General features: G+C 61.4%; 13 protein-coding genes. 5 read left to right on the plus strand and 8 right to left on the minus strand.

What is annotated here, in order from left to right:
- Nucleotide 1: 1 nt before the first annotated feature.
- Genes mdtC through AB1E37_RS07995 form a run of 3 tightly spaced genes read right to left on the minus strand, consistent with a single transcriptional unit; the run spans nt 2 to nt 7,440 of the window.
- On the minus strand, nt 2-3,079 hold the full coding sequence (gene mdtC / locus AB1E37_RS07985) for a multidrug efflux RND transporter permease subunit MdtC (RefSeq protein ID WP_002912617.1): 3,078 nt from the start codon (nt 3,077-3,079) through the stop codon (nt 2-4).
- A complete protein-coding gene (locus AB1E37_RS07990; protein ID WP_004149055.1) occupies nt 3,080-6,202 on the minus strand; it encodes an MdtB/MuxB family multidrug efflux RND transporter permease subunit in 3,123 nt (1,040 codons plus the stop codon). It lies immediately after the preceding gene.
- Entirely contained in the window at nt 6,202-7,440 is a 1,239-nt protein-coding gene (locus AB1E37_RS07995; protein WP_004175207.1) for an MdtA/MuxA family multidrug efflux RND transporter periplasmic adaptor subunit, read from the minus strand. The genes AB1E37_RS07990 and AB1E37_RS07995 overlap by 1 nt, the downstream gene beginning before the upstream one ends.
- 342 nt (nt 7,441-7,782) lie before the next feature.
- Between AB1E37_RS07995 and AB1E37_RS08000 the strand changes: the two genes are divergently transcribed.
- A complete protein-coding gene (locus tag AB1E37_RS08000) occupies nt 7,783-9,015 on the plus strand; it encodes a dicarboxylate/amino acid:cation symporter (protein WP_004233249.1) in 1,233 nt (410 codons plus the stop codon).
- A 273-nt stretch (nt 9,016-9,288) separates the two neighbouring features.
- Here the strand turns inward: AB1E37_RS08000 and AB1E37_RS08005 are convergent, their stop codons facing one another.
- The 5 genes from AB1E37_RS08005 to yegD form a co-directional block, all read right to left on the minus strand.
- On the minus strand, nt 9,289-9,900 hold the full coding sequence (locus AB1E37_RS08005) for a response regulator transcription factor (RefSeq protein ID WP_004899454.1): 612 nt from the start codon (nt 9,898-9,900) through the stop codon (nt 9,289-9,291).
- A gap of 115 nt (nt 9,901-10,015) precedes the next feature.
- On the minus strand, nt 10,016-10,156 hold the full coding sequence (locus tag AB1E37_RS08010; RefSeq protein WP_004180546.1) for a small membrane protein: 141 nt from the start codon (nt 10,154-10,156) through the stop codon (nt 10,016-10,018).
- A 237-nt stretch (nt 10,157-10,393) separates the two neighbouring features.
- On the minus strand, nt 10,394-11,095 hold the full coding sequence (locus AB1E37_RS08015) for a response regulator transcription factor (protein WP_004899452.1): 702 nt from the start codon (nt 11,093-11,095) through the stop codon (nt 10,394-10,396).
- A gap of 14 nt (nt 11,096-11,109) precedes the next feature.
- Nucleotides 11,110-12,966: a sensor histidine kinase gene (locus AB1E37_RS08020; RefSeq protein WP_004899450.1), complete on the minus strand. Its 1,857-nt coding sequence runs from the start codon at nt 12,964-12,966 to the stop codon at nt 11,110-11,112.
- 288 nt (nt 12,967-13,254) lie between these two features.
- Nucleotides 13,255-14,607, minus strand: coding sequence for a molecular chaperone (gene yegD / locus AB1E37_RS08025; protein WP_004899449.1), 1,353 nt, complete (start codon nt 14,605-14,607; stop codon nt 13,255-13,257).
- 137 nt (nt 14,608-14,744) lie between these two features.
- On the opposite strand from yegD, the gene alkA reads away from it, so the two are divergent.
- The 4 genes from alkA to asmA all read left to right on the plus strand — a co-directional run bounded on the left by alkA (nt 14,745) and on the right by asmA (nt 18,899).
- On the plus strand, nt 14,745-15,593 hold the full coding sequence (gene alkA, locus AB1E37_RS08030; RefSeq protein WP_004213673.1) for a DNA-3-methyladenine glycosylase 2: 849 nt from the start codon (nt 14,745-14,747) through the stop codon (nt 15,591-15,593).
- A gap of 114 nt (nt 15,594-15,707) precedes the next feature.
- On the plus strand, nt 15,708-16,349 hold the full coding sequence (gene udk / locus AB1E37_RS08035) for a uridine kinase (RefSeq protein ID WP_002912442.1): 642 nt from the start codon (nt 15,708-15,710) through the stop codon (nt 16,347-16,349).
- A 90-nt stretch (nt 16,350-16,439) separates the two neighbouring features.
- A complete protein-coding gene (dcd, locus tag AB1E37_RS08040; protein ID WP_004151145.1) occupies nt 16,440-17,021 on the plus strand; it encodes a dCTP deaminase in 582 nt (193 codons plus the stop codon).
- 30 nt (nt 17,022-17,051) lie between these two features.
- Nucleotides 17,052-18,899 carry an outer membrane assembly protein AsmA gene (gene asmA / locus AB1E37_RS08045; protein WP_004899446.1) on the plus strand — a complete coding sequence of 616 codons (1,848 nt, stop codon included), beginning with the start codon at nt 17,052-17,054 and terminating at the stop codon, nt 18,897-18,899.
- Nucleotides 18,900-19,207: the final 308 nt, after the last annotated feature.

Raw genomic sequence — 19,207 nt, forward strand, 5'->3', positions numbered from 1 at the left:
GTTATTCGCTTACCGGTTGAGAGGAGTGACGCGAAAAACGCAGCCGCAGACGGTCAAAGAAAAGATAGACCACCGGCGTGGTGTAGAGCGTTAACAGCTGGCTCATCACCAGACCGCCGACGATGGTGATCCCCAGCGGCTGGCGCAGCTCAGAGCCATCGCCCCCGGAGAGCACCAGCGGCAGGGCGCCGAACAGCGCGGCGAGGGTGGTCATCATAATCGGCCGGAAACGCAGCAGGCAGGCCTGGAAAATCGCCTCTTCCGGCGTCAGGTTGCCGTTGCGCTGCGCCTCCAGGGCAAAATCAACCATCATGATGGCGTTTTTCTTAACGATGCCAATTAATAACATAATCCCAATCAGGGCGATTAGGCTGAACGGGGCATCGAAGATCTCCAGCGCCAGCAGAGCGCCCACCCCGGCGGAGGGCAGCGTCGAGAGGATGGTCAACGGATGCACATAGCTCTCATATAGCACCCCCAGCACGATATAGACCGTGGCGATAGCCGCGAGGATCAGGATCACCTGAGCGTTCATGGTCTGCTGGAACACCTGAGCGGTACCGGCAAAGGAGCCGCGCACGCTCGACGGCACCCCGAGCTGGGTCATCGCGCGGTCAATGGCCTCGCTGGCTTCCGACAGCGAGCGGCCGGTGGGCAGGTTAAAGGAGATAGTGGATGCCGCCGACAGCCCCTGGTGGTTCACCGACAGCGGGGCATTGGCCGGCTGCCATTTGGCGAAGTAGGCCAGCGGGATCGGCTTGCCGTCGCTGTTAATGACGAACATCTTATCCAGGGCGCTGACGTCCTGGGTGTAGGCCGGATCCACCTCCATCACCACCTTATACTGGTTGAGAGGCTGGTAGATGGTAGAGATCTGCCGCTGGCCAAAGGCGTTGTTCAGCAGGTTGTTGGCGTCCTGGACGCTGATGCCGAGGCGCGACATGGTATCCCGGTCATAGACCAGGTCCATTTCGGCGCCATTGTCCTGCTGATCCGAGTTGACGTCCGCCAGCTCCGGCAGCGCCGCCAGCGCTTTGCGGATCTTCGGCTCCCACTCGCGCAGCGCCGACAGGTCGTCGGACAGCAGGGTGTACTGATAGCTGGCGTTCGACTGCCGGCCGCCGACGCGGATATCCTGCACCGCCATCAGAAACAGGTTGGCCCCGGGCTCGTTGGCCAGCTTTTTGCGCAGCCGGTCGATCACCTGCTGCGCCGTCTCGTGGCGCTGGTCGCGCGGCTTGAGGGTGATAAACATCATCCCGCTGTTGACCCGCGAGCCGCCGGTAAAGCCGGTGACGTTATCCACCGCCGGATCTTCGCGAATGATCTTCATAAAGTCCTGCAGCTTGCCGCGCATCGCCTGGAAGGAGATGCTCTGGTCGGCCTGAATGCCGCCCATCAGCACCCCGGTGTCCTGTTCCGGGAAGAAGGTTTTCGGGATCGAAATGTAGAGCCAAACGCTGAGGGCGATGGTGCCCAGCACCACCAGGCCGGTCAGCCGGCTGTGCTTCAGCACCCATTTTAACGATTTACCATAGCCGCCCTGCACGGCCACCAGCAGGCGGCCAAAGCCGCGGTTGCGCGTCGGCTGGTGGGGCTTGCCGCTTTTCAGCAGCCAGCCGCACATCATCGGCGTCAGGGTGAGGGAGACCGCCAGCGAGATGCCGATCGCCACCGACAGGGTGACGGCGAACTCGCGCAGCAGGCGGCCGGGCAGGCCGCCCATCAGCAGCAGCGGCAGGAACACCGCCACCAGCGACAGGCTCATCGACAGCACGGTAAAGCCCACCTCGCGGCTCCCCTGCAGCGCCGCCTGCAGCGGTTTCATCCCCGCCTCAAGATGGCGGGAGATATTCTCCAGCACCACGATAGCGTCATCCACCACGAAGCCGGTGGCGATGGTCAGGGCCATCAGCGACAGGTTATTGAGGCTGAAGCCGCACAAATACATCGCGGCGAAGGTGCCGATTAAGGAAACCGGGACGGCGACGGCCGGGATCAGCGTGGCGCGTCCCGAGCGCAGGAACAGGAACACCACGAGGATCACCAGCGCCACCGAAATCACCAGCGTCTGCTCCACCTCCTCCAGCGAGGCGCGGATGGTCGGCGAGCGGTCCTGGGCGATCTGCAGGTCGATAGCCGCCGGAATGGTCTGCTGCAGCTCCGGCAGGCGGGCGCGGATGCTGTCCACCGTCTGGATAATATTGGCTTCCGGCAGTTTGCGGATCATCAGCAGGATCGCCGGTTTGGCGTTGGTCATCCCGGCGTTGCGTACGTCCTGCACCGAATCCGAGACGGTGGCGACATCTCCCAGCCGCACCGCGGCGCCATTCTGGTAGTGGACGATCAGCGGCTGATAGTCGGCGGCGGTCTTCAGCTCATCGTTGGTCTGCACCTGCCAGCGGTGCGCGCTGTCCTCCAGCGCCCCCTGCGGTTTGCGCACGTTGGCGTCGCTGATGGCGGTGCGCACCGCGTCCAGCGACACGCCCTGGTTGAACAGCGCCTGCGGGTTGAGGTCGACGCGCACCGCCGGCAGGGAGCTGCCGCCGACGTCGACATCGCCCACGCCGTCGATCTGCGCGATGGTCTGCGCCAGCTGGGTGGAGGCGAAATCATACAGCTCACCCTGGGAGTAGGTGTCCGAGGTCAGCGTCAGGATCATGATCGGCGCATCTGACGGATTGGCTTTGCGATAGGTCGGCCGGCTGGGCATTCCGCTCGGCAGCAGGCTTTGCGCGGCGTTGATCGCCGCCTGAACGTCGCGCGCCGCGCCGTTGATATCGCGGTCGAAGTTAAACTCAAGAATGATGCGCGTACTGCCCAGCGAGCTGGAGGAGGTCATCTCATTGACCCCGGCAATCCGCCCCAGGGAGCGCTCCAGCGGGGTGGCCACCGACGAGGCCATGGTCTCCGGCGAGGCTCCCGGCAGCGAGGCGCTAACCATGATCACCGGGAAGTCCACCTGCGGCAGCGGGGCTACCGGCAGCAGCCGGAAGCCGAGAATGCCGCACAGGGTGATGGCCAGCGAGATGAGGATCGTCGCCACCGGGCGGTAAATGAAGAGGGCGAAAAACTTCACTTACGCCTCCTCTTCCTGACGCGGGAAGCGGCGCTTCAGGTGCAGCGACAGGCGGTCGAACAGCAGATAGATCACCGGGGTGGTGAACAGGGTCAGCACCTGGCTGAGCATCAGACCGCCGACCATGCCGATCCCCAGCGGACGCCGCAGCTCGGCGCCAACGCCGGTGCTCAGCATCAGCGGCAGTGCGCCGAGCAGGGCGGCGAGGGTAGTCATCAGGATCGGCCGAAAACGCAGCAGACAGGCCTGGTAGATCGCTTCCCGCGGCGGCATGCCCTGCTCGCGCTCAGCGGCCAGCGCGAAGTCGATCATCATGATGGCGTTCTTCTTCACGATGCCGATCAGCAGAATGATGCCGATGATGGCGATCACGTCCAGCTCGCTGCCCGCCAGCCACAGCGCCAGCAGCGCCCCGACCCCGGCGGTGGGCAGGGTGGAGAGAATCGTGATCGGGTGGATAAAGCTCTCGTACAGCACCCCCAGCACGATATACATCGCCACCACCGCGGCGACCACCAGCCAGACGGTGCTGCCGAGCGCCGACTGGAAGGCCAGCGAGCTGCCCTGGAACTGGGTGCGAATATCGGTCGGGAAATCCAGCGACTGTTCGGCGGCGAGGATCGCCTCCACCGCTTCGCCCAGCGAGTAGTTGTCCGGGACGTTAAACGAGATGGTGGTCACCGGGAACTGATCGAGGTGGTTCACCGACAGCGGGGTAAAGCGCTGCTCCACCGTGGCGATGGCGGTCAACGGCACGATGCCGCCGTCGCTGCTGGTGAGGCGGATATTCTCCAGCGCCGCCAGGCCCGGCGTCGCCTCGGTATCCTGCTCGAGCACCACGCGATACTGATTCGCCTGAGTGTAAATAGTGGAGATCAGCCGCTGGCCGAAGGCGTTGTACAGCGCGTTATCGACATCGGCCATTGAGATGCCGAGGCGGCTGGCGCTGTCGCGATCCACCTTGATATAGGCGGCCAGGCCTTTGTCCTGCCAGTCGCTGCTGACGTCGGCCAGCTGCGGCTGGGCCTGCAGACGGCTGAGCAGCGGCGGCACCCAGGTGCTCAGCGCCTCGAGGGAGTTTGCCTGCAGGGTGAACTGGTACTGGGTGCGGCTCACCGTGGTGTCGATGGTGAGATCCTGGGTCGGCTGCAGGTAGAGCGCCACGCCCGGGACGCCGTCCACCGCCTGCTGCAGGCGGCTAATCACCGTCTGGACGCGGTCATCGCGTTCATCCAGCGGCTTGAGGTTGATCTGCAGACGGGCGCTGTTCAGCGCCGGGTTGGTGCCGTCGACGCCGACGAAGGAGGTCAGACTCTCCACCGCCGGATCCTTAAGGATAATACTGGCCACCTGCCGCTGGCGCTCGGCCATGCTGGCGAAGGAGACCGACTGCGGCGCCTGGAGGGTACCCTGGATAATGCCGTTATCCTGGATCGGGAAAAAGCCTTTCGGGATAAAGACCCACAGGATAATCGACAGCGCCAGGGTGCTCAGGGCGACGCCGAGCGTCAGCCACGGATGGTTCAGCACCCGGCTCAGCCAGCGGCCATAGACGGCGATCACCCGTTCGAAGAAACGCTCGCTGGCTCGCGAGAATCGGTTCTGCTTACGCAGCGATTCGTGGCTTAACATGCGGGCGCACATCATCGGCGTCAGGGTCAGGGAGACCACCGCCGAGATAAGAATAGCGACGGCAAGGGTGACGGCGAATTCGCGGAACAGGCGGCCGACGATATCGCCCATAAACAGCAGCGGGATCAGCACCGCGATCAGCGAGAAGGTGAGGGAGATGATGGTGAAGCCGATCTCCCCCGCGCCCTTCAGCGCGGCGGCCAGCGGCTTCTCGCCTTTTTCGATATAGCGCGAGATGTTCTCGATCACCACGATGGCGTCATCCACCACGAAGCCGGTGGCGATGGTCAGGGCCATCAGCGTCAGGTTGTTGATCGAGAAGTCGAGGAACACCATCACCGCGAAAGTGCCCACCAGCGACAGCGGCACCGCGACGCCGGGAATAATGGTCGCCGGCACGTTGCGCAGAAACAGGTAGATGATCATCACCACCAGGGCGATGGCCAGCATCAGCTCAAACTGGGTGTCGCGCACCGAGGCGCGGATGTTGGTGGTCCGGTCGGAGAGGACCTGCACCTTCACCGATTTCGGCAGGCTCTCGGTGAGCTGCGGCAGCATCTGGCGAATGCTGTCGGCGGTGTCGATGATGTTGGCCCCCGGCTGGCGCTGGACGTTCATCACGATGGCCCGCTGCTGGTTGGCCCACGCCCCGAGCCAGCTGTTTTCGGCCCCTTGTTCGACGCTGGCGACATCGCCGAGCCGGATCGGTGCCCCGTTCTGATAAGCGATAATCAGCCGGCGATAATCCTCAGCGGACTGCATCTGATCGTTAGCGGAAAGCGTCACCGCGCGGGCCGGACCGTCGAGGCTGCCTTTCGCGGAGTTAACGTTGGCGCTGGTGATAGCGGTGCGCACGGTTTCGCTGGTCAGGCCGAGGGCGGCGATGGCCTGGGCGTTAAGCTTCACCCGCACCGCCGGGCGCTGGCCGCCGGCGAGGGTCACCAGACCGACGCCGGAAACCTGGGAGATCTTCTGCGCCACCCGGGTCTCCACCATGTCCTCAACCTGGGTCATCGGGATGGCGGAGGAGGTGACGGCGAGAGTCATGATCGGCGGATCCGCCGGGTTCACCTTGCTGTAGACCGGCGGGTTGGGCAGATCGCTCGGCAGCAGGTTGGTGGCGGCGTTAATGGCCGCCTGCACTTCCTGCTCGGCGACGTCCAGCGGCAGGGTCAGCTGGAACTGCAGCGTGACTACCGAGGCGCCGCCGGAGCTTTGCGACGACATCTGCTTAAGGCCGGACATCTGGCCGAACTGGCGCTCCAGCGGGGCGGTGATGGCGGAGGTCACCACGTCCGGGCTGGCGCCCGGATAGAGGGTGACTACCTGAATGGTCGGGTAATCGACCTCCGGCAGGGCGGAGACCGGCAGAAAGCGGTAGCCGATGATCCCGGCCAGCAGGATAGCCACCATCAGCAGAGTGGTGGCCACCGGACGCATAATAAACAGCCGGGACGGGCCGCCGGTGCGGCCTGGGGGTAACACCTGCATCAGGAACGCGCTCCGTGTTTACCGCTCTGGCGCGGGGCGGGCTGCGCCTGCTCGCCGCTGCTGGCGGTGACAACTTCCACCTTCGCCCCCTCGGTCAGGCGGTCAATCCCGTCGGTGACCACGCGATCTCCGGCGGAAAGCCCGGCGCTGATGACTACTTTCTGGCTGTCCTGGATGCCGGGCGTCACGCTGTGTTTGCTGACCTTATTCTCATCGTTCAGCACCCATACGAAATGCCCTTCGTTGCCCATCTGCAGCGCGGCGGCAGGGATCACCACCGCGTTCTGCTGGGTGTCCACCAGCAGGCGGGCGTTAACGAACTGATTGGGGAACAGCGCGTCGTCCAGATTGCTAAAGCGCGCCTTCAGCTTGATGGTCCCGGTGGTCGCATCGATCTGGTTGTCGAGGCTCAGCAGCTCGCCGACGCTGATTTTCTGCTTATTGGTGCGATCCCAGGCTTCGACGCTAAGCGCTTTGCCCGCTTTCTGCGCCTGCACCACCGTGGCGATGCTGCTTTCCGGCAGGGTAAAGACCACGTCGATCGGGTGCGTCTGGGTAAGGACCACGATCCCGGTGGTATCCCCGCTGGAGATCTGGTTGCCGATATCGACCTGCTTTAAGCCGACGCGGCCGTCAATTGGCGCGGTAATGCGGGTCCAGTCGAGCTGCAGCTGGGCGCTGGCGACGGCCGCTTCATCAGCTTTCACCGTGCCGGCGGATTCCACCACCAGCGACTGCTGAGTGTCGAGCTCCTGGCGGGAGACGAGGTTGGTCTTCACCAGCTGCTGGTAACGAGCGAGATCGCGGCGGGCGTTGGCAAGGGTGGCCTGATCTTTCGCCAGCTGACCCTGCGCCTGGGCGAGAGCGACTTTAAACTGGCTGGGGTCGATCTGCGCCAGCAGGTCGCCGGCTTTGACCTGCTGACCCTCCTGGAAGTGAAGGCTCAGCAGTTGGCCGTCGACCCGGCTGCGGACGGTGACGGTGTTGGCCGCCGTCACCGTACCCAGCCCGGTGAGATAGCGCGGGACCGCTTCTTCGGTGGCGGTGGCCGCCTGCACCGGCGCCAGCGCGGCGCCAAAGCGGCCATGGCGTGCGCCGCCCGGCCCCTGCGGGCCCTGTCCGGCGGCGGGAGCCCCGCTGCCGCTCGTCCCGCGATCGTGCCAGAACCAGTAGGCGGCCCCGGCGATAATCACTACCGCCAGCGCGGCGCCCCAACGACGTATGTTACTGCCTTTCATTAGTTTACGGTCTCATCCTGAAGCGTTTCGCTGAATGATACTAGTTTAGTGAGGGAAGGGGCCGTAAAAATGGAGGAATTATGAAAAGAAGGTTGAGAAATGTCTGGATAACCGCCGCGACGCCGCGCGCTCCCGCGGCCGATATCCGGGGTGATATCAACTTTTAGTTTAAAAAAGCAAAAAATAGTTGTATCCGCGGGGGCTTTAATTAGATTTATGCGGTGAATAAATCAGTGCATTCTCATAATAATAAAATATGCACTTAAAAATCAACGTGTTAAATAATCAGGGGTCATTGCTGTGGCAAACGCAAACAAACTCACGCTCTTCATCGTCATTTTTATGCTGATGGGGATCCTCTCCGGCGCGGCTATCCATGCCTACGCGACGCCAACCACCGTCTCCGCCTGGGCGGACAACATTACGCTGCTCACCGATCTGTTTCTGCGGTTGATCAAAATGGTCATCGCGCCGTTGGTGTTCAGCACCCTGACGGTCGGCATTATGCGCCTCGGCGAGACGGCGACCATCGGCCGGGTAGGCGGGAAGGCGATGGTCTGGTTCATCACCTCCTCGGTATTATCCATTCTCGTCGGGCTGGTGATCGTCACCTTCCAGCACCCGGGCGCCGGGTTAAACCTGGCGGTGCCGAAAGAGGCGGTGGATACCGGCCTGGCGGTCAGCGGCATGAGCCTGAAAGGATTCCTGTCGCACACCATCCCCACCAGCATCACCGAGGCGATGGCCAACAACGAGATCCTGCAGATCGTGGTGTTCTCGATGTTCTTCGGCATCGCCGGCGCGTCGCTGGGGGAGAAGTTTAATGCTCCGCTGGTGGCGGCCCTTAACGTGGTGTCGCACATTATGCTGAAGGTGACGGGCTATGTGATGTACGTTGCGCCGCTGGCCATCTTCGCCGCCATCTCGTCGGTGATTGCCTCCCAGGGGCTGGGGATCCTGCTCAACTATGCTTCGTTCATCGGCGGCTACTACCTGGCGGTGCTGTTGACCAGCGCGGTGCTGATTGCCGTCGGCTATATGGTGCTGAAAAAAGAGGTTTTCCGCCTGCTGAACATGCTGAAAGATCCGGTGCTGGTGGCCTTTACCACCAGCAGCTCGGAAGCGGCCTATCCGAAGACCCTTGAGCGACTGGTGAAGTTTGGCTGCTCGCGCAATATCGTCTCGTTCGTCCTGCCGATTGGCTACTCGTTCAACCTCGTTGGCTCGATGGTCTACTGCTCCTTCGCCGCGATGTTTATCGCCCAGGCCTATAACGTGCCGCTGAGCTTTAGCGAGATTACGGTCATGATGCTGACCCTGATGCTGGCCTCGAAAGGTATCGCCGGGGTGCCGCGTTCGGCGCTGGTGGTGCTGGCGGCGACGATCCCCAGCTTCAATATACCGGTCGCCGGGATCCTGCTGCTGATGGGTATCGACCATTTCCTCGACATGGGGCGCTCTGCCATCAACGTGCTGGGTAATGGCATCGCCACCGCGATGCTGTCGAAAAATGAAGGGTTGCTGACCGACGAGGAAGCGCAGCCGGACTGGGAAGTGGAGAAAGCGGAAGCCTGATCCTGCCGCGCCCTTTCACTGAGGGCGCTATTCCACACGGAAAAAAGACCCCTGACAGGCACGTCAGGGGCAATGTGACGAAGTATCAGTTTTCCTCGTGTAGCGTGTTTTTTATTATATAAAGACGGGCGGTAACGTCTTTATACCGAGGAAGCGTCAGAGTTTAACGTTATGTCCGCCAGCGCTGGATATTTTTTAGCATCCTGCGGCTATTTTCGGATTTCCGACAATATAGCCAGGTCAATATCTTATTTTTTTTGTGCTGCTGTTTGCCTACCAGCGCTCACGTAAAAGATTCATAAACTGGAAAAATTCATGATTATTATTCAGGCTGTATTTTTCCATGATCTTATTCTTATGATAGGCGGCGGTGCGGGGACTCACACGCTGCAGGGCGGCGATTTTACTCATATCCAGCCCTTCGAGAATACCGTGCACTACGGCGGTCTGCGATCGCGATAACACGCGATGCGGACAGCTGGCGCAGCTGAGTTCCCGGCCTGCGGCGTCGGTAGCCGTGGGGGTCATACAATGCTGGAGCTCGCTTTTAATGATCGTCAGCAATTGCGGAATACTGGCCGTTTTTAGCGAAACAAAAATGACCCCTTTCAGGCAGTTAATCATGAACTCATCTTCCGGCAGCTGGTCATAGCTATGGAGGATAATCAGCGAGCTTCCTCTTTTTCTGTTCTTAATCAGGGTATTACACAGGTATATTTCCCCGGGAATCACTTCGCAGATAATGATATCTTCAGCTGACAGATCGGTGTTATGCCAGGAAAAACGCGCCCGCAGATCGCCCCGGGTGAGGTCATTGACCATGGCTACCAGCGATTCACGGACAAAGGCGTTGCGGGTGTTGATGGTGACATTAATGTTTCTCATGGCGTTATTTCCTTACGCAAAACATAACGCCATGCTGTGACAAATCCTCCGGGCGTATGCGGTGTGTTGAAGATATAAAAGTACCTACAATAATTTTTTATTATTTTAAAGTGAATTATTTACGACGCATCGAACGCTTATCGTTAAAAGTCAATTTCTGCCGCCTCCTGTCTTTCAGATAGGAAATAAAACTGTATACAGAGATGCTGAAGAAAAAAATGCATAGCAATAAAACTAACCACGTTTGCATGGCCATCGTTTTTACCCTGATTGTGTTGCATGGTGTCAGAATTTGCCGCGAACGGCTAATACGTTTTGTTATATGCTTTTCTGTCCCGTGAAAATCTTACGCCATCATCCTGATGTGCTAGCACTATAAGAAAGTTCTTAAGGTCATCGTCAGTCTCATTCCTCTCATTTCTCTCAGAAAATGAGAAAAATTAACACTTACGAGTTTTTTATATCCCGCACGGCCGCCGACGCGCCCCGTCGTTCAGGAAATAAAGGCCAGTCCCTTACCAAAGATTGCGCGAACGGGCAGGTGGATCCCCTGCTGGCGTGCCTTGTGACGCAGGCGGCTAACCACCACGTCGATCCGGTGCAGGTCAGGCTCGCTTTCATGGGAAAACAGGCAGGCATGGAGATCCAGTTTGCTGCACACTTCGTTGCGATTGCGCATCAGGAGCTGGACCAGGCGATATTCCTGCTGGGTTAATTCCAGCGTCCGGGCGTCGGGTGAAATCAGTTTATCCTCTTGCAGACGCCAGCTGCCGGGGGAGACGGCCGGCGGCGTGCCGATCGCCTCCGCAGGCGGAGCCGCCGGACGGTCCTGGCGCAGGCGCGCGCCGAGGGCGGTGAGGGTCTCGGCAAGATGGGCGAAGTTTACCGGTTTGATCAGATAGGCATCGGCCCCAAGGCTCAGCGCCTGCAGTTTATCCTGTTGCTGACCGCGGGCGCTGACCACCACCAGACCGTAGTGCCCCAGCTCATGCAGATAGTTCAGTACGCTGAAGCCATCCTCGCCGGGCAGGCCGATATCAACCAGCACGATATCCACCGGATGGCTGTGCAGTTGCCGCCAGAAGGCTTCGGCGCTGCGCGTCCCCCACACCTCGAAGCCGCGATAGCCCAGCCAGGCCAGCAGTTCATCCAGCAGATCGGCGTTATCTTCAATTATCGCCAGCCGTAAAGCCATACGTCGTTCTCCTCTTAAGCAACCGTGGGGAGGGTGAGAATAAAGGTGCAGCCGTCCGGGCCATGCTCGGCCAGCCACAGTTTGCCATCATGAGCCTGCACTATCTGACGCGCAACATACAGTCCGAGACCGGTGCCGCCTGGCACCGGCGATGTGTGCTCGCCGCGGCGGTAGCGCTCAAAGATCAGTTCCGCCTGTCCGGCGGGGAGTCCCGGGCCGTGGTCGCGAATGCGCAGCTCCGTTTGCCCGGCATCGGAATGAATATCGATGGCGATTTCACCGGGGGGCGAATACTTGACGGCGTTATCCAGCAGATTAGCGATAGCGATGCACAGCAGGCCGGCATCGGCCTGCAGCTGCGGGCTTTCCACCGCGCCGTGCTGGCGGATGTTCAGGTAGTGATCATGGGAGATAGCCACTACCGAGGCGGCCATGTTGATTACCGTCAGCAGGGCGGTCTGCTGGCGCTCGACGTGCAGATCGTGGGAGGCGAGCCGGGCGTCGGCAAGGCAGTTATCGGTGAGCTGCACCAGGCGGGTGGCGGCGCGGCCGATGCGATCGAAGCGCGCCTCCTGGCTGGTCGAGGCCGCCGAGAGGCGAAGATTCTCCAGCGCCGCCTGGATCACCGCCAACGGGGTGCGGAATTCGTGCGCCACCATGCCCATAAACTGCCGCTGGTGGAAGCTGGCTTCACGCTCAATCTGCAGTTCGCGCGCCAGGCGCTGCTTCTGCTCCAGCTGGCGGTTTTCAGCACGCACCCGCAGGATGGCAATGATCAGCACCGTAATGATGTGGACGATCAGCGCGTACTGCCAGAGGGAAAAGATCGCCATATGGAACGGGATAATCCCATGGATCGACAACTGCACCAGCACCGCGGCGACGACATAGAACGGCGGCAGCAGACCCAGCAGCAGGGTGGTACGGTCGATAGCTTTTTTGCGCCACAGCCACCAGGAGGTGAACAGCAGCACCGGGGTGATAATGATGAATACTACCCCTTCAATCTGCATCGCGAAGCCGTAAAACCCGAGCGGAATACTGACCTGCAGCACCAGGTTGAGTATCACGGCGGCGATCAGCAGCTGATGAAGTCGCGGCATATTCTTCTTCAGATCAAAAATCTCGCTGTGCAGCCAGAGGGCGGTGGCATAGCTGAACAGCGAGAGGCTACTGATCATAAAATCCTGGAAGGGCAGCGCGGCGTGGCCGAAGAACCACTCCGGGAAGCCGTGCAGAGCGGCCACCAGCGGATAATTGAGCGAGAAAAGACAGATCCCCCATAGCAGACGCCGGCGCAGGGCCAGCGCCAGCCACAGCGCCACGCCGCTGGCGACGGCGGCCAGACCGAAGTAGAAGCTCCAGAAAGCGGTGTCGGCGGTCGCCCGCTGTACAAATTCCTGCGGCGAAGAGAGCGAGGCCAGCAGGATCAGAGTGCTGGTGCTCTGCAGGCGAAAGACCACCTCATAGCCGGCGGCGGTCGGCGGCGGGGGGAGGATCAGCACGCTTTCGCGGCAGTGCAGGTCGCTCTCGCGGGCGCCGTCGCGGTCGCCAAAGGTGCGCTGTGCCCAGGGGGCATCGCTGCCCAGAGGCCGGTAGTAAATAGTCAGATGGTCGACAAAAGAGGGGCCCAGCTGCAGCCAGCGCGGCTCCCCGGCAAACCACGTTCCCGGCAGTTCGCTGCGCAGCCACCAGGTTTTTCGCGAATAACCAAAGGAGGGGATCTGCCGGGTGGTGGCGAGCTGGTCTGTGGGCAGGGCGGCGAAGCGATCGATGGTCATCTGGCCGCTGGCGTCCGCGTACCACTGGACCGGAATATCAATGCCCACCTGGCGCGTCGCCGCCTGCGCCTGTGGGGCGACCAGCAGCAAGAATAATCCACAGCTGAGCAGCCAGCCTGCCAGGAACTGCGGCCGGCAACGCCGGACCGCCGCGAAGATCGCAGACACCCTTTTCAATCACGCCCCCTTGCGGCAAGCCAACGATACAGACCGCAGACATCTGGCTACGGTATGGATAATACGCCCCCGGAAGGGGGAAAAGTGGACAGGCCTGTCCGGACGAACAGGCCATTTTGCGTGGGAGACCAGGAATATTCCAGCGTAATCTGCATCGGCAGGATCAGGACAGACCTGCTGCGCGGCGGCGGTGGGCTGGGGTTAGCGGAAAACCACCTGCGCCCAGCGGGCCAGCCCGGCGGTTACCGAGCCAAAATCATCGCCACCGGCCAGCGGAATCCCCGGCAACTGGGCGGTCAGCGCCTTTTTGATCAGCGGCGAGCGGGCACTGCCGCCGGTAAGATAGATCACGTCCGGGGTGGTCTGGCTGCTGTCGAGCGCGAGCTGCACCTGTTCCATAATGCGGGTCAACGGTTGATCCAGCGCGGCTTCCAGACCCTGCTGGGCGATGGCGGTGGCCAGCTCGTCCTGAATAAACGGCAGCGCGGTTTCGACGCTGGCGGCGCTGGAGAGGGCGATTTTGCTCTCTTCGGCGCTGCGCACCAGACGATAGCTGAGACGCTGGCGCCAGACCTTCAGCAGCAGAGCCACCTTGTCGGCATCCCGGGCGCTGCGCAGCAGATCGTTCAGCAGGCGGCCGTTGGCGGTGCTGTAGAAATCGCTCTGCGCCGGCACGTCGTTGATCGCCACCGCGTTCCACCATGGGAGGATCGGCAGCGCGGTGCCTTTTTCCGTTTCGCCGCCCATGCCGAGGAGGGGCATCAGGCATTTGAAGGCCAGGGCAATGTCGAGATCGTTACCGCCGATGCGGCAGCCGCTGTGGCCGAGCAGGCTCTGCTGGCGGTCGGCGCGCTCCCGCCACTGCGGGCCCATCAGCAGCAGGGAGCAGTCGGTGGTTCCGCCGCCGATATCGACGACCAGCACCCGCTTTTCTTCACTGAGGGTCGCTTCGAAATCGAGCCCGGCGGCCACCGGTTCAAACTGAAAGACCACATCGCGGAAACCGGCGCGGTGGGCGGCGCGCTCAAGGATCCCCTGCGCCTGGGCGTTCGCCTCATCGCCACCGAGGCCCTGGAAGTTAATCGGCCGGCCAATCACCGCCTGGTCGATCTGCTCGGGCAGCTGGCTTTCGGCCTGCAGTTTGATGTGCAGCATCATGGCGCAGACCAGGTCTTCAAACAGGGCCACCTGCTGCGGCTTCAGCCCGCTGGCGCCGAGGAAGGATTTTGGCGATTTAACGAAGTAGACCTCTTCCGGATCTTCAACATACTGATGCAGCGAGGCGAGACCGAACTGCACGCTGTTGCGCAGCACCTCGATGTCTTCGTCGCGGTTGGCGGCGATGGCCCGACGCAGCAGCGCCTGGTTTTCGTCGCTGTGGGTGGGGACATCATGATGGCGATAGAGCCACTCGCTGACCGCTTCGCGCGTCGGCGCGCAGAGCATGGAGGGCAGCAGGGCGCTGCCGTTTTCCAGCGTTAACAGCTGGGGGGTATTTTCCCGCATCACGGCCACCGAACAGTTGGCGGTGCCGTAGTCAAAACCAATAAACATCGTCTGCAAAATCCCCATGCCGGTGAAGAAGGGGGGCGACTTTAGCGGATCGTCGCCATGCCGACAACCGGAATTTAAAAGCAAGGCGCTGATGGTCAAGGGCGACTATCATTGAAACGCTATATAAAGGAGAGCTTATGGTGCTGTTACCCTGGACCCCGCCCTATGACTGGGCGTGGATGGTTGGTTTTCTGCAGGCGCGCGCGGTCGCCGGCGTCGAGCGTTTTCACGATGGGGGCTACAGCCGCAGCTTTGGCGTGGAAGGCCACCGCGGGCTGATTCATCTGGCGCCGGACGAAGAGGCGCAGGGCCTGCGGGTGACCCTTTCCCCCGGGCTGCAGCCGGTGGCGGAGATCTGCTATGCGCGAATTGGCCAGCTGTTTGATTTAGCCTGCGACCCGCGGCAGGTCGCTCGCACGCTGGGCGATCTGGCGCAGGCGCGGCCGGGGCTGCGCCTGCCGGGGGCGCTGGATGCCTTCGAGCAGGCGGTGCGCGCGGTGCTGGGCCAGCTGGTGAGCGTGGCAATGGCCGCCCGGCTCACCGCCAAAGTGGCGGCTGGCTGGGGCGAACCGCTGGCGGAGGCGCCTGGATATGTCTTGTTCCCGACGCCAGAGGCGCTGTCCCGGGCCGACCCGCAGGCGCTTAAGGCGCTGGGGATGCCGCTGCGACGCGCGGAGGCGCTGATCCACCTCGCCCGGGCGGCGCTCAGCGGCGAGCTGCCCCTGACGGCGCCGGCGGATATTGACGCCGGGCTGCGTCAACTGCAGACCCTGCCCGGGATTGGCCGCTGGACGGCAAACTACTTTGCCCTGCGCGGCTGGCAGGCGAAAGATATCTTTTTGCCGGATGATTACCTGATTAAACAGCGCTTTCCGGGAATGACCCCAGCCGCCATCGCCCGCTATGCCCGCCGCTGGCAGCCGATGCGATCCTACGCGCTGTTGCATATCTGGTATACCGATGACTGGGCGCCGGCGGCGGAATAGCCGCCCGGGGCGCATACCACTGGTATCGGGACGCTGAAATCCCTATAATTGCCGCGTTTGGCGGTCCGCCGCCACCCTCCATCTCTATCCAGGTTAATCAGGTCGCAAAAATTTATGACTGATATGTCCCATCAGTGCGTCATTGTAGGCATCGCCGGCGCATCGGCTTCTGGCAAAAGTCTTATCGCCAGTACTCTCTATCGCGAATTGCGTGAACAAGTTGGCGACGAACATATTGGCGTCATTCCGGAAGACAGCTATTACAAAGATCAAAGTCATCTGTCGATGGAAGAGCGCGTCAAAACCAACTATGACCACCCGAGCTCAATGGACCACAGTCTGTTGTTCCAGCATTTGCAGATGCTGAAAAGCGGCCAGCCGATTGAACTGCCGGTCTATAGCTACGTCGAGCATACCCGCACGCCGAACACCATTCACGTCGAGCCGAAGAAGGTGATTATCCTTGAAGGGATCCTGCTGCTGACCGACGCGCGCCTGCGTAACGAGCTCAACTTCTCTATTTTCGTCGACACCCCTCTCGATATTTGCCTGATGCGCCGTATTAAGCGCGACGTTAACGAGCGCGGCCGCTCCATGGACTCGGTGATGGCCCAGTATCAGAAAACCGTGCGCCCGATGTTCCTGCAGTTTATTGAACCGTCGAAGCAGTATGCCGACATCATCGTGCCGCGCGGCGGCAAAAACCGCATCGCTATTGATATTCTGAAGGCCAAAATCAGTCAGTTCTTTGAATAACCTGGCCGAATTGTGTAACGTGCAAAGAGTAGCCCTGTTGCCCTCTCCGCCGCGAAGCGTGCGGGAAGCAGCCTTATAAGGAGAAAGCCCATGCGTCTGTGTGACCGAGATATCGAAGCCTGGTTGGATGAAGGGCGACTCGCCATCAATCCGCGTCCGCCCGTTGAGCGTATTAATGGCGCGACGGTTGATGTACGGCTGGGTAATAAATTCCGCACCTTCCGTGGTCACACGGCGCCGTTTATCGATTTAAGCGGCCCGAAGGCCGAGGTCAGCGCCGCGCTGGACCGGGTGATGAGCGAAGAGATCGTCCTGCCGGAAGGGGAAGCCTTTTTCCTGCATCCGGGCGAACTGGCGCTGGCGGTGACCTACGAGTCTGTCACCCTGCCTGCCGACCTGGTAGGCTGGCTGGACGGACGCTCCTCGCTGGCGCGCCTGGGGCTGATGGTGCACGTTACCGCGCACCGTATCGACCCAGGCTGGTCCGGCTGCATCGTGCTTGAGTTTTACAACTCCGGCAAGCTGCCGCTGGCGCTACGCCCGGGGATGCCCATCGGCGCGCTGAGCTTTGAACCGTTATCGGGCCCGGCGGCCCGGCCGTATAACCGCCGTGAAGACGCCAAATATCGCGACCAGCAGGGCGCGGTGGCGAGCCGAATCGACAAGGATTGATAACGTCAACGGGGTGTTGCTGAGGGTGCCATGAGACGAATACTGACAACGCTGATGATCCTGCTGGCGGTCATTGTCGCCGGGCTTACCTCGTTGGTATTGCTGGTCAATCCCAACGATTTTCGCGCCTATATGGTGCATGAGGTGGCAGAGCGCAGCGGTTATCAGCTTGACCTTGATGGCCCGCTGCGCTGGCACGTCTGGCCGCAGCTCAGCATTCTCAGCGGACGGATGACGCTGACCGCCCGAGGCGCCGAAGAGCCGGTGATCCGCGCCGACAATATGCGCCTCGACGTGGCGCTGCTGCCGCTGCTCTCGCATCAGCTGCAGGTTAAGCAGGTGATGCTCAAGGGCGCGGTGATCCAGCTGACCCCGAAAACCGAGGCGGTTCGCGACAGCTCAGCGCCGGTGGTGCCGCATGACAACACCCTGCCGCTGGCCCCGGAGGATCGCGGATGGTCCTACGATGTGCGTCAGCTGCAGGTGGCCGACAGCGTGCTCTTTTTCCAGCATGAGAGCGGCGAGCAGGTGACCGTGCGCGATATCCGTCTGCAGATGGAGCAGGATGAGAATCACCGGGCCACCGTGGATTTCTCCGGCCGGGTGAACCGCGACCAGCGCGACCTGGCGCTGAACTTCTCCGCCACCGTGCAGGGCGGCGATTATCCGCACTCCTTAAAAGCCGACTTTACCCAGCTTAGCTGGCAGCTGCGCGGCGCCGAGCTCCCACCGGACGGCATTAATGGTCAGGGAAGTCTGCAGGCCAGCTGGCAGGAAGATGACAAGACCCTGCGTTTTGACAACCTGAATCTGATGGCTAACCGCAGCACCGTTACCGGCAGCGGCAGCGTGGTGCTGGGGGATCGCCCGGACTGGTCGCTGGATCTGCACGCCACCACTCTCGATCTCGATAGTCTGCTGGCGCAAAGGTCGCCGGCGACGGACAGTAGCGCCAGTCAGCAGGGCCAGAGTCAGACGCGACCGCTGCGCCCGGTGATCGCCGACAGCGATGAGCGCGAAGATTACCAGAGCCTGCGCGGCTTCAACGGCCGAATGGCCCTGAGCGCCGACCAGCTGCAGTGGCGCGGTCTGAACTTTACCCAGGTGCAGAGTGAAATCAGCAACCAGCAGGGGCTGCTGACGGTCAGCAAAATGCAGGGCAATCTTGATGGCGGGCAGCTCTCTCTCCCCGGCACCCTGGATGCCCGCGGCGACACGCCGCTGGCGACGTTCCAGCCGGCGCTGCAGAATGTGGAGATCGGTTCGCTGATCAAAGCCTTTAACTATTCCTTAAACCTGACCGGTAAGCTGTCGCTGAGCGGCGAATTTTCCGGAACGCGCATTGACGCCGATGATTTCCGTCGCCACTGGCAGGGACAGGCTCAGCTCCAGATGGCCGATACCCGCACCGAAGGGCTGAACTTCCAGCAGCTGGTGCAGCAGGCCGTGGAGCGCAGCACCAACGTGCGGGCGCAGGAAAATTACGACAATGCCACCCGCCTGGATTCCGTGAGCAGCCGGCTGACGCTGGATAACGGGCTGGTGACGCTGAACCGCCTGCAGGGGCAGTCCGACGTGATGGCGATGACCGGCGAAGGACAGCTCGATCTGCAGAAAGAGAACTGCGATATGCGCTTCAACGTGCGCGTGCTCGGCGGCTGGAAAGGGGAGGGCAAGCTTATCGACCGCCTGAAACAGACCGCTATCCCGCTGCGCATCTACGGCGAGTGGCAGTCGCTGAGCTACAGTCTGCAGGTCGACCAGATCCTGCGCAAACAGCTGCAGGATGAAGCGAAGCAGCGCCTCAACGACTGGGTTGAGCGTAATAAAGGCAGCAAAGACGGCAACGATGCCAAAAAGCTGCTCGATAAGCTGTAATTCCCACCCCCGCGGCCCGGAAGTTTCCGGGCTGCGTGCTTATCGTCAACGTCTGATGTCACGATGATGCCGGGTGGCGGCTGCGCCTGACCCGGCCTGGGATGTGTGCAATATCATCCGTTTGCGTCGCCACTTAATGTAGGCCTGATAAGCGCAGCGCCATCAGGCAGTGTGGCAGCTACGCCTGACCCGGCCTGGATTATACGGAGGGTGTCATCCCCCGATTAGTTCGCCATCCCGTAGGCCTGATAAGCGAAGCGCCATCAGGCATTAAACAGGATATCTGGCTATCAATTTTACTACCCTGG

The organism is Klebsiella sp. Shm-1 (assembly GCF_040804525.1).
Lineage (GTDB): Bacteria > Pseudomonadota > Gammaproteobacteria > Enterobacterales > Enterobacteriaceae > Klebsiella > Klebsiella pneumoniae.